At 39.8% G+C, this 13,737-nt stretch carries 16 protein-coding genes; 12 read left to right on the plus strand and 4 right to left on the minus strand.

Annotated elements, in window-relative coordinates; translation table 11 throughout:
* Positions 1-89 precede the first annotated feature (89 nt).
* A complete protein-coding gene (gene purB / locus BKL51_RS05160) occupies positions 90-1,457 on the minus strand; it encodes an adenylosuccinate lyase (RefSeq protein ID WP_077465671.1) in 1,368 nt (455 codons plus the stop codon).
* A gap of 33 nt (positions 1,458-1,490) precedes the next feature.
* Entirely contained in the window at positions 1,491-2,114 is a 624-nt protein-coding gene (gene hflD / locus BKL51_RS05165) for a high frequency lysogenization protein HflD (protein ID WP_077465705.1), read from the minus strand.
* Between the two features lie 146 nt (positions 2,115-2,260).
* Between hflD and trpS the strand changes: the two genes are divergently transcribed.
* The 3 genes from trpS to BKL51_RS05180 all read left to right on the plus strand — a co-directional run bounded on the left by trpS (position 2,261) and on the right by BKL51_RS05180 (position 4,363).
* A complete protein-coding gene (gene trpS, locus BKL51_RS05170) occupies positions 2,261-3,265 on the plus strand; it encodes a tryptophan--tRNA ligase (protein WP_077465672.1) in 1,005 nt (334 codons plus the stop codon).
* A gap of 35 nt (positions 3,266-3,300) precedes the next feature.
* Positions 3,301-3,591 carry a YfcZ/YiiS family protein gene (locus BKL51_RS05175; RefSeq protein WP_077465673.1) on the plus strand — a complete coding sequence of 97 codons (291 nt, stop codon included), beginning with the start codon at positions 3,301-3,303 and terminating at the stop codon, positions 3,589-3,591.
* A 94-nt stretch (positions 3,592-3,685) separates the two neighbouring features.
* The gene (locus BKL51_RS05180) at positions 3,686-4,363 is read left to right on the plus strand and encodes a hypothetical protein (RefSeq protein ID WP_077465674.1); all 678 of its coding nucleotides are present in this window, start codon (positions 3,686-3,688) and stop codon (positions 4,361-4,363) included.
* Positions 4,364-4,379: 16 nt separating this feature from the next.
* Here the strand turns inward: BKL51_RS05180 and BKL51_RS05185 are convergent, their stop codons facing one another.
* A complete protein-coding gene (locus tag BKL51_RS05185; protein ID WP_077465675.1) occupies positions 4,380-4,640 on the minus strand; it encodes a YfhL family 4Fe-4S dicluster ferredoxin in 261 nt (86 codons plus the stop codon).
* An 82-nt stretch (positions 4,641-4,722) separates the two neighbouring features.
* Here BKL51_RS05185 and BKL51_RS05190 point away from each other — a divergent pair, with 82 nt between their 5' ends.
* From BKL51_RS05190 to BKL51_RS05225, 8 genes are all read left to right on the plus strand, one after another.
* The gene (locus BKL51_RS05190; RefSeq protein ID WP_077465676.1) at positions 4,723-5,436 is read left to right on the plus strand and encodes a ribonuclease; all 714 of its coding nucleotides are present in this window, start codon (positions 4,723-4,725) and stop codon (positions 5,434-5,436) included.
* A 91-nt stretch (positions 5,437-5,527) separates the two neighbouring features.
* A complete protein-coding gene (gene pgk, locus BKL51_RS05195; RefSeq protein ID WP_077465677.1) occupies positions 5,528-6,691 on the plus strand; it encodes a phosphoglycerate kinase in 1,164 nt (387 codons plus the stop codon).
* An 87-nt stretch (positions 6,692-6,778) separates the two neighbouring features.
* The gene (gene fbaA, locus BKL51_RS05200; protein ID WP_077465678.1) at positions 6,779-7,855 is read left to right on the plus strand and encodes a class II fructose-bisphosphate aldolase; all 1,077 of its coding nucleotides are present in this window, start codon (positions 6,779-6,781) and stop codon (positions 7,853-7,855) included.
* Positions 7,856-7,925: 70 nt separating this feature from the next.
* Positions 7,926-9,176, plus strand: coding sequence for an O-antigen ligase (locus tag BKL51_RS05205; protein ID WP_077465679.1), 1,251 nt, complete (start codon positions 7,926-7,928; stop codon positions 9,174-9,176).
* Positions 9,177-9,181: 5 nt separating this feature from the next.
* Positions 9,182-10,216, plus strand: coding sequence for a glycosyltransferase family 9 protein (locus BKL51_RS05210; protein ID WP_077465680.1), 1,035 nt, complete (start codon positions 9,182-9,184; stop codon positions 10,214-10,216).
* 263 nt (positions 10,217-10,479) lie between these two features.
* Positions 10,480-11,022, plus strand: coding sequence for a shikimate kinase AroK (gene aroK / locus BKL51_RS05215; RefSeq protein ID WP_059368343.1), 543 nt, complete (start codon positions 10,480-10,482; stop codon positions 11,020-11,022).
* Positions 11,023-11,064: 42 nt separating this feature from the next.
* The gene (aroB, locus tag BKL51_RS05220; RefSeq protein WP_077465681.1) at positions 11,065-12,153 is read left to right on the plus strand and encodes a 3-dehydroquinate synthase; all 1,089 of its coding nucleotides are present in this window, start codon (positions 11,065-11,067) and stop codon (positions 12,151-12,153) included.
* 1 nt (position 12,154) lies between these two features.
* Entirely contained in the window at positions 12,155-13,006 is an 852-nt protein-coding gene (locus tag BKL51_RS05225; protein WP_077465682.1) for a Dam family site-specific DNA-(adenine-N6)-methyltransferase, read from the plus strand.
* On the opposite strand, the gene BKL51_RS05230 is transcribed toward BKL51_RS05225, so the two are convergent.
* The gene (locus BKL51_RS05230) at positions 12,996-13,325 is read right to left on the minus strand and encodes a DciA family protein (protein ID WP_077465683.1); all 330 of its coding nucleotides are present in this window, start codon (positions 13,323-13,325) and stop codon (positions 12,996-12,998) included. The genes BKL51_RS05225 and BKL51_RS05230 overlap by 11 nt on opposite strands.
* 75 nt (positions 13,326-13,400) lie before the next feature.
* On the opposite strand from BKL51_RS05230, the gene secM reads away from it, so the two are divergent.
* Positions 13,401-13,700, plus strand: coding sequence for a secA translation cis-regulator SecM (gene secM / locus BKL51_RS05235; protein ID WP_077465684.1), 300 nt, complete (start codon positions 13,401-13,403; stop codon positions 13,698-13,700).
* The last annotated feature ends 37 nt before the right edge of the window (positions 13,701-13,737 follow it).

The raw sequence follows: 13,737 nt of genomic DNA on the forward strand, positions 1-13,737 counted from the left end.
TAATCTACGTCAGCCCCTATTTTTAAGTGGTATTAAAAAAGCGCGGTCGAAATTCTCACTAAATTTCAACCGCACTTTATTATGTCAAATTAGAGCTTTTCTACCAGCTCGATTGCCGCACCGATATAACTTGCCGGGCTAAGTTGTTGTAAACGGGCTTTTTCTTCAGCGGGAATTTCAAGTTTTTCCACAAATTCGCGCATAGCTTGTTCATCCACGCGTTTGCCGCGAGTTAGCTCTTTGAGTTTCTCATAAGGTTTTTCAATGCCATAACGACGCATTACGGTTTGAATCGGCTCCGCCAGCACTTCCCAGTTTTGATTGAGTTCATCACACAAATGCTGCTCATTGACTTCTAATTTGCTGATACCTTTACGGGTCGCCGCGTAGGCGATTAAACAGTAACCCACGCCCACGCCAAGATTGCGTAAGACGGTGGAGTCCGTTAAATCACGTTGCCAACGGGAAATCGGTAGTTTTTGTCCTAAATGGGTCATTACGGCATTAGCGAGACCTAGGTTGCCTTCTGAGTTTTCAAAGTCAATCGGATTCACTTTATGTGGCATTGTGGAAGAACCGATCTCACCGGCAATAGTGCGTTGCTTGAAATGATTTAACGCAATGTAGCCCCAGAGATCACGGTCAAAATCAATGATGATGGTGTTGAAACGAACGACAGTATCAAAATATTCGGCGATGTAATCATGAGGTTCAATTTGTGTCGTGTAGGGGTTCCAGTTCAAGCCGAGCGAGGTGACAAACTCTTCGCTGAATTTGTGCCAATCAAGATCCGGATAAGCGGATAAGTGAGCGTTGTAGTTGCCCACTGCTCCGTTGATTTTGCCAAGAATCTCATTTTGTTGAAGTTGTTTGAATTGGCGGCGTAAACGATAGACTACATTTGCCATTTCTTTTCCGACAGTCGTTGGAGAAGCAGGCTGACCGTGCGTGCGTGAAAGTAATGGAATTGTTTTGTATTCGTTGGCAAGACGGGTGATTTCATCAATGAGTTTTTGCCATTCCGGCAAAATCACGGTATCACGTGCGGTTTTTAGCATCAATGCATGAGAAAGATTGTTGATATCTTCGGAAGTGCAGGCAAAGTGAATAAATTCTGAAACTTTTGCTAATTCTAGTAAGGCTTCGCTTTTTTCTTTTAAGAAATATTCCACCGCTTTTACATCGTGGTTAGTGGTACGTTCAATTTCTTTGATACGTTCTGCATCTTTTAGGCTAAATTCGCTGATAATTTTATTGAGGTAATCGTTTGCCTCTTTAGATAAACGGGAAACTTCCGGAATTTCGGCAGTCGCTGCTAATTTTTGTAACCAGCGAATTTCAACGGTTACGCGGAATTTAAGTAAACCGAATTCACTAAAAATATCGCGAAGTGCGGTTGCTTTATCTTGGTAACGCCCATCAATTGGGGAAATCGCAGTCAGTGCGGAAAGTTGCATAAAATACTCCGGTGTATTAAAGGATGTTGATAATTAAGAATAAATTGTTGAGTAGATTTCTTTCGCGGCATTAATTATTTTGCTGCGGAAGAATAATAACCGCCATTTATTGCCACCTACTTGCCGCCATAGTACGGCAGAGCGAATACCGGCAAGCAAGCAGGTTCGAACTTTGTTTTGTACAAATTGTTGTTGTAGATAATTTTCTTCACCAACAATATGAATTTTGCGTCCTAAAGGGCTGATGATGTCAATATAAATATTGGCCATGATGGAAAGCATATGTTCGTCAAGCAATTTGTGGTACGTTAGTTGTTCCTGCAAGCGTTGAATACGTTTTACCAGTTCGGATTTCGCTTCAGGATTTTTATTTAGGAGACTTTCTAAGCCTAATAAACCGCTCCAATAATTCACGATATTTCTATCATCAAGTGTGGACAGCTGTTCAATGAGTGTTTCCAAACCCAGTTTCAAATGATGAAGTTGCCCGCCAAAAACGGCAAGGGTGTTTTCCGGTCGGGTTTGAAAGAGGGAATTGATAGTCGCGTGAAAAGCATCCCGGTTTTCCACTTTGCCTTTCATTGCAAGCTGATTGACTAATGCAGTGGATTGATAAATGCCGGCTAGAGCCAGCGCCATATCATGGTAATTTGTCATATAAAATGTAATAGGCGTGATAAAACAGGCTGAAATTGTGCGCAATATAGCATTTTTACCGTTTGTTTTGAACTATCTCATTAAAAAAGAACTTATCTTTTGATATGATACCAACAATATATTTTCAAGAGGAAAAAGGATAAGTTATGGCAAAACCAATCGTATTTAGCGGTGTGCAGCCTTCCGGTGAATTGACAATCGGAAACTATTTAGGCGCATTACGCAATTGGGTAAAAATGCAAGAGGATTATGAGTGTATTTTCTGCGTAGTTGATTTACATGCGATCACGGTTCGTCAAGATCCCGCTGCGCTTCGTAAAGCGACCCTTGATGTTGTCGCCCTATATTTGGCATGCGGTATTGATCCAAATAAAGCGATAATTTTTGTTCAATCCCATGTGCCGGAACATACCCAATTAAGTTGGGTACTAAATTGTTATACTTACTTTGGTGAAATGAGCCGTATGACTCAATTTAAAGATAAATCGGCACGTTATGCGGAAAATATCAATGTAGGTTTGTTTGATTACCCGGTGTTAATGGCGGCGGATATTTTGCTTTACCAGGCAAAAAGTGTGCCGGTGGGCGATGATCAAAAACAACATTTAGAAATTACGCGCGACATTGCCAATCGTTTTAACGCCCTTTACGGCGATATTTTCACTATTCCGGAGATCTTTATCGGAAAAGCCGGGGCGCGTATTATGTCGTTACAAGATCCTGAAAAGAAAATGTCAAAATCCGATGATAACCGTAATAATGTGGTGACACTTTTAGAAGATCCAAAATCCGTGGCGAAGAAAATTAAACGTGCCGTGACCGATTCTGATGAGCCGCCAGTAGTTCGTTATGATGTGAAAAACAAAGCCGGCGTATCGAATTTATTGGATATTCTTTCTGCCGTAACAGATAAACCTATTGCGGAATTAGAGCAGGAGTTCGAGGGGAGAATGTACGGTCATTTAAAAACGGCGGTGGCTGATGAAGTGTCCGGATTACTTATCGACTTACAAGAGCGTTTCCAAGAATATCGCAATAACGAAACTTTGCTTGATGATGTACTTCGTCAAGGCGCGTTAAAAGCACGGGCTAAAGCACAGGAAACCTTAGCAAAAGTGTATGACGCAGTAGGTTTTGTTGCGGCAAAATAAGGCTTACAACTTAAAACTTAAAAAAGGAGCGAAATATGGCAATTCAAACGGAAAAACCGATTGAGTGTGTAGGGTGCAACACTTTTGATATGAAATCGTTGTTTGACAATCGGGATTGCACGCAAGAGATTCATTATCTTTATGATACACAAGAACAAGCACAAACTGCGTTAGATTTTTTTACACGGAAAGCCCGTGAAGTTGAAAGCGAACCTTGTGAGATCCAGGCAGAAATCAGTCAATTGGAAGATGGATATTTATTGAAGGCAGTGTTTACCTTCTGCTGTCAGGCTGAATTGGTGATCTTCCAAATGAAAGTAGTGTAACGGAATAAAACGTGCGGTTGAAATTCTCTGCGAAAATCAACCGCACTTTTATTTAATAACAAGTTTTGCCAATATAGCCTAGATGGGGATAAAAATGCAAAGGATATACCAAATAATCATATTATTTTTTTCAACTTTTGGGGTGAGCGGCTGTCTTTTAGATGAGTACAAGGAGCTTGAAGCGGAGAGAGAAGAACAAGTAAAATCTGTTTTTATCAGTGACAACAGGCTTTACATATTAGGTGAAACATTAGATCTTCAATCTAGCGAATATGCACAATCTGAAGTTCAGAGCATACAACAGCTCCTTAATGATTACGGTAAATATATTAAGGAAATCTATGGTTATATCAGTGTGGGTGATTTAGGCTCAGAAAGCAGCCGTACTTATATGCATTTTCGGGCTTACTGGGATCTATCGGGTTTAAAAACAGAACAAAAATTAAGGTTAGCAAGATTATTGTTGCCTAAATATTATTCTCCGGGCACTTGGAGTGCTATGGAAGAAGAGATTTTATCCGGTAAGAGCCTGATTAAGGGAATGATTCGAGATATTCCTTTAGTTGTAAGCAAAATACAAAACCGAGATGATCTGATTGAACAATATCCTGTGATGGCGACCTATTTTAAAGATTTTACAAAGATTCATATCGAACAACAAACCGAACATTCTAAAGTTAAACAGAAATTAAATAATGCCACCATGGTAATTCTCTCACCGGCTGTGATTTTATATTGTATTATTGAAGGTGGTTGTATACCGAAAGGCTAGCTTTATTTGAATTAATTTACAGCTTATCTGAATGATGGATCATCACGAAACGCTCCCAAAGCTGTTCTTCCGTTTCTTGGTGGTCGGGATCGGGTTTTATGCAATTCGTAATCGGGCAAACCTTTTGACAGGTTGGTGTATCATAATGACCGACACATTCCGTGCAAAGTACAGGATCGATCACATAAATTTCATCACTGATGGAAATTGCCTCATTGGGACATTCCGGCAAACACATATCGCAGTTAGTACATTTATGGGTGATGAGTAATGCCATTGTGATCCTTTGGGGTGTTAGATATGAAAGCGGCGAATTATAGCCGACAAACACAAAATTGACAAAAAAACAAACGTACTTTATGAAAAAACAGCTTTCTACACTTTCCGTTATTGCTCTTGCAGCATTCAGCATTTGGCAATATTTTAGCGAAAAGCAAAAATTTTCTTATCAGGCAGAATCTTCCACTCCCTCAAAAGGCAAAAGTGCGGCTAAAAATACAGATATTTTTACCGATTACGATGTAATGATGCGTGATGATCCTATCGGACAAAATGCCGATGCACCGGTAGATTATTATATGTTGGTGCTTTCTTGGTCACCGGACTTTTGTGTTGCTCAGCGTGAGAAATATGGCAATCAATTGCCTTTATCAATGCAATATCAATGTGAAAATAACCGCACTTTTGGTTGGGTGGTGCATGGTTTATGGCCACAGAATGCAAAAGCGCGTTCTGTGGCAGAACATCCGCGTTTTTGCCAAGGTGATTTGCCTGCATTGTCAAAATCGGTTATTGAGCCTTATTTAACTTTATCACCGAGCGCAAAACTATTGCAAGGGGAGTGGGAAAAACACGGTAGTTGTGCTTTCAGCTCCGCGGAACAATATTTTGCCAAAGAACAGGCGTTATTTCGTTCTTTACGTTTACCAAAAGAAAAGTTAGAGAGGCGAGAATTATTCCGTTGGATGAAACAAAATAATCCGCATCTTAAAAATGCCTATCTTGGCGCAAGTCGAGATGAATTGTTCATTTGTTATGATAAACAATGGCAAGTAATTGATTGCCGGAAGTAATTGGGATTTCTTTGATCTAAATCGTTACAACCTAGCGAGATCTAGGTATAATAAATCCGGTTTTAATTTTTACTAACAAAGAGGATAGATTATGTCAGTAATCAAAATGACCGACTTAGATTTAGCGGGCAAACGAGTATTTATCCGTGCGGATCTTAATGTACCGGTAAAAGATGGTAAAGTGACTTCTGATGCGCGTATTCGTGCAACCATTCCTACGTTAAAGTTGGCGCTTGAAAAAGGCGCAAAAGTGATGGTGACATCTCACTTAGGTCGTCCGACCGAGGGTGAATTTAAACCTGAAGATTCTTTACAACCGGTGGTTGATTATTTGAACGAACATCTGGATGTTCCTGTGCGTTTAGTACGTGATTACCTTGATGGAGTGGAGGTAAAAGAGGGCGAAATCGTTGTTTTGGAAAATGTGCGTGTGAACAAAGGTGAAAAGAAAAACGATCCCGAATTAGGTAAAAAATATGCCGCACTTTGCGATGTGTTTGTGATGGATGCATTCGGTACGGCACACCGTGCTCAGGCTTCAACTTACGGTGTTGCTGAATTTGCTCCGGTTGCTTGTGCCGGCCCATTGCTTGCTGCGGAATTGGATGCCTTAGGTAAAGCCTTAAAAGAGCCGGCTCGTCCGATGGTGGCAATTGTCGGCGGTTCTAAAGTTTCCACTAAATTAGAAGTATTAAATTCGCTTTCAAAAATTGCAGATCAAATTATAGTTGGCGGCGGTATTGCAAATACATTTATTGCCGCAGCCGGTCACAATGTGGGCAAATCGTTATATGAAGAAGATTTAATTCCTGTTGCAAAAGAATTAGCGGCAAATACAGATATTCCGGTTCCGGTTGACGTACGTGTGGGAACAGAATTTTCAGAAACGGCTCCGGCAACAGAAAAAGCCGTAACTGAAGTGAAAGATGATGAATCCATTTTTGATATTGGTGATAAATCGGCGGAACAATTGGCAGACATCATTAAAAATGCAAAAACCGTATTATGGAACGGACCGGTAGGTGTGTTTGAATTCCCTAATTTCCGTAAAGGGACTGAAGTTATTTCTCATGCTATTGCGAATAGCGAGGCATTCTCTATTGCCGGTGGCGGCGATACTCTTGCGGCGATTGATTTATTTGGCATTGCCGATAAAATTTCTTACATTTCAACCGGTGGCGGCGCGTTCTTAGAATTTGTAGAAGGTAAAGTATTACCAGCGGTAGAGATTCTTGAAAAACGTGCGAATGGTTAATTAATCTAAATAACGATGAAAGGTGTGTGGATTAATAATCTACGCACCTTGTAAAAATTCTCAACATTTAAAGAAGGAAACAACAAGATGGGTTTATTAGATATCGTAAAACCAGGTGTATTAACTGGTGAAGATGTTCAGAAAGTATTCGCTTATGCCAAAGAACATAATTTCGCAATCCCGGCGGTAAACTGTGTAGGGTCTGACTCTGTTAATGCAGTATTAGAAACCGCGGCTCGGGTAAAAGCACCGGTTATTATCCAGTTTTCTAACGGTGGTGCTTCTTTCTATGCCGGTAAAGGTATCAAACCTACCTCAGGCGAGCGTGCCGATGTTTTAGGCGCAATTGCCGGTGCGAAACACGTTCATACTCTTGCAAAAGAATATGGTGTACCGGTTATCCTTCATACCGACCATGCAGCGAAAAAATTACTTCCATGGATTGACGGTTTATTAGAAGCCGGTGAAAAACACTTTGCCGAAACTGGTTGTCCGTTATTCTCTTCTCACATGATTGATTTATCTGAAGAGCCAATGGAAGAAAATATGGCAATTTGCCGTGAATACCTTGCTCGTATGGATAAAATGGGTATGACCCTTGAAATTGAAATCGGTATCACCGGTGGTGAAGAAGACGGTGTGGATAATTCAGATGTGGAAGAATCTAAACTCTATACCCAACCTGAAGACGTATTATACGTTTATGACCAATTAAATCCGGTTAGCCCGAACTTCACTGTTGCTGCGGCATTCGGTAATGTGCACGGTGTGTATAAACCGGGTAACGTAAAATTAAAACCGTCTATTTTGGGCGCATCACAAGAATTTGTGGCAAAAGAACGTAATCTTCCGGCTAAACCAATCAACTTTGTATTCCATGGCGGTTCCGGTTCTTCCCGTGAAGAAATCCGTGAGGCAATCGGCTACGGTGCAATCAAAATGAACATTGATACCGATACACAATGGGCATCTTGGAATGGTATTCTCGAGTTCTACAAAGCAAACGAAGCCTATTTACAAGGTCAATTGGGTAACCCTGAAGGTCCGGACGTACCGAATAAAAAATACTACGATCCGCGCGTTTGGTTACGCAAAATGGAAGAATCCATGTCTAAACGTTTAGAGCAATCTTTCGAAGATTTAAACTGTATTGATGTTTTATAATCCACAAAACTAGAATAAAATACGACCGCACTTTTAGGTGCGGTTTTTTTATATTTGTGAGTGACGACTTATGAAAATTTCAAAACAGAATCTTTTCCCCTTTTTGGCTAATTTAAGCATTAGCTTTTTCTTTTTATCCGTGTTGGCCTTTAAAGGCGGACATAATATTGCCCCGGTTTTTTTGATACTGTTAGGTTTGGGCTATGGCATTTACGGTATTATCAAAAAATTCAAATGGGAGTTATCAAAAGAAGATAAATGGCTCATTTATAGTTATATTTTTTATTTTACGGTATTTGTCCTTTCTTTATTAATGAATGAAGGAAAGGGGAGAGAATTAGATAATCCGAGTCGTGCTATTTTATTAATCCCGGCGTTCATTTTCCTATTAAGAACACCATTGAAGCTATGTGCATTGATTTATGCTATTCCATTAGGCGCTGTAATCGCGGGATTTGTTGCTTTTTATGATAAGTTTATTTTACAGAGTCCTATAGCATATGCCCCCCGCACTATGCAGATTCAGGGAGGGGATATTGCAATGTCATTGGGGCTGTTTAGTTTTGCGATTGGGCTTTATTTTTGGCAAAAATCCCATAAAAAAATCACCGCACTTTGTATTTTTGCCTCATTTGGGGGCATATTAGGCAGTATTCTTTCTACGGCTCGTGGAGGTTGGGTAGCATTACCCGTTGTGCTAGTGGTGATGTTGTGGATTTATCGTCGTTCATTGTCAAAAAGTTTTTTTCTGAGTTTGGTCGGTATCTTTACTGTAGTTGTAGTAGGGGTCAGCCAAATGCCGAATAGCCGTGTGATGGAACGTCTCTCATTAATTCAATATGACATTGCCAGATATGAACAAAATAATGCTAATACCTCGCTTGGATTACGCTTTGAAATGTGGAAAAGTGCGGTTGAAATGGTAAAAGAAAAACCAGTTTTAGGATGGGGAGAAAAAGGGGCGACAGAAAAGCGTAAACAGGATGTCGAAATGAAAGTCGTAGCCAGTGATATCGGGCAATATACTCATGCGCATAATCAATATCTCGATGATTTTTCTAAACGCGGTATTGTCGGATTTATCACATTTTTAGCTATTTTACTTGTACCGCTGTATCAATTTAAACGTCGTCTAAACAGCACCGCTTTAGAAACAAAACTAATTGCCTCATTAGGTGTAGTGCATATTCTTTCGGTCATGATTTATTGTTTAAGCCAAGGTTTTTTTACACATAATTCGGGCAATATTTTTTATTTTTTCTTAACGATAGTGTTTTTAGCTATGCTAAAACAAAGTGAAAAACAACAATCTTTGGAGTAAGCGTAATGAAAAAAATTTTAGTCATTCGTAATGATAAACTGGGTGATTTTATTCAGGCATGGCCGGCTTTTGCTATGCTGAAAGCGTCAAATCCTTCACTGAAACTGACCGCACTTGTGCCGGGTTATACCGCGCCGCTTGCAGAAATTTGCCCTTATTTGGATGATGTGATTATTGATAGTAAAAAAGACGACAAGGCAGATTTTAACCGCCTTATTCATGAAATTAGAATAAGAAACTTTGATGCTGTAATTAGTTTTTTTTCCAATACGCATAATGCTAAATTAGTATGGAAAAGCGGGATTAAATATCGCCTGGCTCCCGCTACAAAACTTATCCAATTTTTTTATAATCATCGACTTACGCAGCGCCGCTCTCGTTCGGAAAAATCGGAAGCGGAATATAATCAGGATTTGGTTCGGGCTTTTTTTAAAAAATATAATATGCCGATTGTTGAACCGAAACCACCCTATCTTGTGTTGGATAAAAGTGCGGTTGAAAATCAGCGTGTTTTTTTACAAGAAACATTAGGGCTTTCTGCGAATAAGAAATGGATTTTTGTTCATAGTGGTTCAGGGGGATCTGCAACGAATCTTTCACTTGCTCAATATGCAGAATTAATTCAAGGATTACTCACCGAGTTTGATTGTCAGATCGTGCTGACTGCCGGTCCGGGTGAGAGTGAAAAAGCCCATGAACTTGCTCAATTAGCGGGTGATTCACGTCTTGTGATTTATGATAAAAATAAAGGCTTGGTTGATTTTGCCCATTCCTTAGCTTGTGCCGATTTATTTATTGCGGGTTCAACGGGGCCGCTACACTTAAGTAGTGCCTTTAATCTTCCAACGGTGGGATTTTATCCTAATAGCCGTTCCTCTCAACCAAGGCGTTGGAAACCGATTAATGATTTGGATAAACATCTGGCATTTTGCCCGCCTGCCGGTAAACAAACGCAAATGAATTTAGGCTTGATTTCAATCAAAAATGCCTTATCTGAAACTATTCCTTTTGTTCATCGGGTATGGCAAATGGGTGATTAATTCGGTGTATAAAATCATCGCTATGATCGGATGCGGGAAAGCAAATTTAATTGCTAATTTGGCGAGCAAACAAAAATTAAACGATTTTTGACCGCACTTTAGACTTATTTAAAAATAAATTCCCTTTAGAGGTTGAAAGTTAAGGCGGTTTATTGCGATAATCCCCATTATTTTTTGGGTGATCTTTTGGCAACCTTCATTTCGTGGTTTTGCTTAGTATTAAAAAGATCAGTTTTAGTCAATTTATTATTAGAAAAAGAGTAATGGCAGAAAAACGTAATATTTTTTTAGTAGGGCCGATGGGTGCGGGTAAAAGCACAATTGGCCGTCAATTAGCGCAACAGTTAAATATGGATTTTTTAGATTCTGACGCTGTAATTGAAGAACGTTCGGGTGCTGATATTGGTTGGATTTTTGATTTAGAAGGCGAAGAAGGCTTTCGTAAACGTGAAGAACGTATCATTAATGAGTTAACCCAAATGCAAGGCATTGTTCTTTCTACCGGTGGTGGAACAGTGCTTTCAAAAGACAATCGTAATTACTTATCGGCGCGTGGTATTGTGATTTATTTGGAAACTACGGTTGATAAACAATTTCAACGTACGCAACGGGATAAAAAACGACCGCTTTTACAAGATGTGGAAGATCCGCGCCAAGTCTTGGAAGATCTCGCAAAAATCCGTAACCCGCTATATGAGGAAGTTGCGGATATTACCCTCCCCACCGATGACCAAAATGCTAAAGTTATGGTGAATCAAATTATTGATTTAATTGATAATATGAATGGGCTAAACGGCACACTTTAGCTTTAACTGGCAGTATTTAAATCATTATTGTAAGGATAAATTATGCTGTGCGTAAATGTGGAATTACAAGAACGTCGTTACCCGATTTTAATCGGTAGTGGTTTGTTACAAGATGAAGCTCGCTATCCGGTTAAAGATGGAGATCGGATAATGATTGTTACCAATCCGACGGTTGCACGGTTTTATCTGAAAACGGTGATAGATGCCCTTGAAAAACGGGGTTGTGTGGTCGATCATGTTTTGTTACCCGATGGTGAAAAGTATAAGACACTTGATTCTCTTAATCTAATTTTTACCAAACTTTTACAAGGTAACCATGGTCGCGATACAACGATTATCGCGCTTGGTGGTGGTGTTATCGGTGATGTTGCAGGTTTCGCTGCCGCAAGCTATCAGCGCGGTGTTCGTTTAATTCAAATTCCTACTACTTTACTTTCTCAAGTTGATTCTTCCGTAGGAGGGAAAACCGCGGTCAATCATGAGCTTGGTAAGAATATGATCGGTGCATTCTATCAACCTGTAACGGTGATGATTGATACGCTTACGCTGAATATGTTGCCAAAACGTGAAGTTAATGCCGGTCTTGCGGAAGTTATTAAATACGGTGCAATTCTTGACAATGAATTTTTTGAATGGTTGGAAAAGAATATTGGTGATCTTGTTTCGCTGAAACAGGAAGCACTCCGGCATTGTATTGCCCGTTGTTGTCAAATAAAAGCGGATGTCGTAGCTCGTGATGAAAAGGAGAAAGGTGATCGTGCGCTATTAAATCTCGGCCATACTTTTGGTCATGCCATCGAAACGCATCTTGGCTATGGTAATTGGTTACACGGAGAAGCGGTTTCCGTCGGAATGATGATGGCAGCCGCACTTTCTGAGAAATTGGGTAATATTTCCGTGACGGATGTTGCCCGTTTGGAAAAATTACTTGCCCGTGCCAATTTACCCACCGTATCACCTGACGGAATGAAACCGGAAGACTATCTGCCTCATATGATGCGCGATAAAAAAGTGCTTGCCGGTAGGTTACGTCTTGTATTGCTTAAATCACTGGGGCAAGCTTATGTGGCAACGGGCACGGATCATAAGCTTGTACTAAATGCTATCCGCTGTTGTTCTCAAACGGACTAAGATGCTACGTCCGAAAAAAAAGATTAAATCGAAGATAAAGCACCGTCCGTTTTTGAAATGGGCGGGCGGCAAGTTTCGTTTGATAGACGATATTAATAAAGCCTTCCCAAAGAAAAAACAATGTTTAATCGAGCCTTTTGTGGGTGCAGGGGCGGTGTTTTTAAATTCTAATTTTGAACGCTATATTCTGGCGGATATTAACCCTGATTTGATTAATTTATTTAATATTGTTAAAGATAACCTTGATCAATATATTGACGCTTGTAAGCAGATTTTCTTTTCACCTCAAGCCAATACGCCCGATTACTACTATACGAAGCGTCGGCAATTCAACGAATCCCGTGATCCTTTCGAACGTTCCGTCATTTTTCTTTATTTAAATCGATTCGGTTTTAACGGGCTGTGTCGTTATAACAGTAATAACGAATTTAATGTGCCTTTTGGTGCTTATAAAACCCATTATTTTCCGGAAGACGAGCTACGTTATTTTGCGCACAAAGCGCAAAGTGCGGTATTTTTATGCGGTGATTTTAAACAAACCTTTGAACTGGCGGATAAAACATCGGTGATTTACTGCGATCCGCCCTATGCGCCGTTACAACAAATAACCAATTTCACAGGTTATGCCGGTAATGAATTTGGTTTGGAACATCAACGAGCCTTAGCGGAGCTTGCTAAAAAAGTGCAAAAGGAAAAGCAGATTCCTGTTTTGATTTCCAATCATGATATAAAATTTACCCGTGAAATTTACAAAGGTGCAAGGTTTAAACGGGTCAAGGTCCAGCGTTCTATTAGTCAAAATTCGGAAAAACGAGTAAAAGTGAAAGAGTTGATCGCAGTTTTCAAGGCGTAACTCTATTAAATTCAGGGCTGATTTTCAAATCAAGTCTTTTTACTTGCGGGTGATCCTGTTGAATCAATGTTAATAAATCCGATTGGCGAAACAGCATTCCTTGTCTAACAATCGCATTTGCTACTTCAATAAACAGTGTATCCCCGTTTATCCGACCAATACGAAATAAGTCTTGAAATTCTTGAGGAAAAGAGCGGTTAAATTTTTGGTTTAATTCATGTATTGCCAAGCCTTTTTGCATTACTTGAGCAAAAGACGATTGTTCCATTATCTCGACAATATTTACGGCTTTTTGATAACGTTCTGCCTTGTTTTTCATGGAATCCCCCAATAAATGACATCAGTTTAGATTTCCGCTACAATACACGCAATTTTTGTAATAGACAACGAGATGATGATTTCAGGCAAAACCAAACCGAATTTTTGGTCGCGATTACTTTTAAGTATGATCGCTATCCTTGCTTTGCCTGATGCGCAAAGTTTAGAAAATCAACCTGCAGAAAGTTATTCGTCGAACGTATCGATTCAGCAAGTGTTGGAAACAGCGAAAGTGTTGCACAATGAGCAGTGCCAACCATTTCAACAGCTTTCCTTTTCTCATTCAACAAAAAAACAACCTGAAATTCAACCGCACTTTATTGCAGAGATACTAAACCCTCAAGCTCCGATTCGTGCAAGCCCCTTACTCATTTAACTTCTGATTTTCTGTGATCCCTATGAATTTGGAAAAT

It is taken from the genome of Rodentibacter sp. Ppn85 (genome assembly GCF_001999335.1).
GTDB lineage: Bacteria > Pseudomonadota > Gammaproteobacteria > Enterobacterales > Pasteurellaceae > Rodentibacter.

What these genes read in the sequence shown, in the direction of transcription:
- BKL51_RS05190 (WP_077465676.1), top strand. Translation starts at nt 4,723, where the DNA reads ATGAAAAAACAGCTTTCTACACTTTCCGTTATTGCTCTTGCAGCATTC.
- BKL51_RS05175 (WP_077465673.1), top strand. Translation starts at nt 3,301, where the DNA reads ATGGCAATTCAAACGGAAAAACCGATTGAGTGTGTAGGGTGCAACACT.
- pgk (WP_077465677.1), top strand. Translation starts at nt 5,528, where the DNA reads ATGTCAGTAATCAAAATGACCGACTTAGATTTAGCGGGCAAACGAGTA.
- BKL51_RS05210 (WP_077465680.1), top strand. Translation starts at nt 9,182, where the DNA reads ATGAAAAAAATTTTAGTCATTCGTAATGATAAACTGGGTGATTTTATT.
- secM (WP_077465684.1), top strand. Translation starts at nt 13,401, where the DNA reads ATGATTTCAGGCAAAACCAAACCGAATTTTTGGTCGCGATTACTTTTA.
- aroK (WP_059368343.1), top strand. Translation starts at nt 10,480, where the DNA reads ATGGCAGAAAAACGTAATATTTTTTTAGTAGGGCCGATGGGTGCGGGT.
- hflD (WP_077465705.1), bottom strand. Translation starts at nt 2,114, where the DNA reads ATGACAAATTACCATGATATGGCGCTGGCTCTAGCCGGCATTTATCAA.
- aroB (WP_077465681.1), top strand. Translation starts at nt 11,065, where the DNA reads ATGCTGTGCGTAAATGTGGAATTACAAGAACGTCGTTACCCGATTTTA.
- trpS (WP_077465672.1), top strand. Translation starts at nt 2,261, where the DNA reads ATGGCAAAACCAATCGTATTTAGCGGTGTGCAGCCTTCCGGTGAATTG.
- fbaA (WP_077465678.1), top strand. Translation starts at nt 6,779, where the DNA reads ATGGGTTTATTAGATATCGTAAAACCAGGTGTATTAACTGGTGAAGAT.
- BKL51_RS05205 (WP_077465679.1), top strand. Translation starts at nt 7,926, where the DNA reads ATGAAAATTTCAAAACAGAATCTTTTCCCCTTTTTGGCTAATTTAAGC.
- BKL51_RS05230 (WP_077465683.1), bottom strand. Translation starts at nt 13,325, where the DNA reads ATGAAAAACAAGGCAGAACGTTATCAAAAAGCCGTAAATATTGTCGAG.
- BKL51_RS05180 (WP_077465674.1), top strand. Translation starts at nt 3,686, where the DNA reads ATGCAAAGGATATACCAAATAATCATATTATTTTTTTCAACTTTTGGG.
- BKL51_RS05225 (WP_077465682.1), top strand. Translation starts at nt 12,155, where the DNA reads ATGCTACGTCCGAAAAAAAAGATTAAATCGAAGATAAAGCACCGTCCG.
- purB (WP_077465671.1), bottom strand. Translation starts at nt 1,457, where the DNA reads ATGCAACTTTCCGCACTGACTGCGATTTCCCCAATTGATGGGCGTTAC.
- BKL51_RS05185 (WP_077465675.1), bottom strand. Translation starts at nt 4,640, where the DNA reads ATGGCATTACTCATCACCCATAAATGTACTAACTGCGATATGTGTTTG.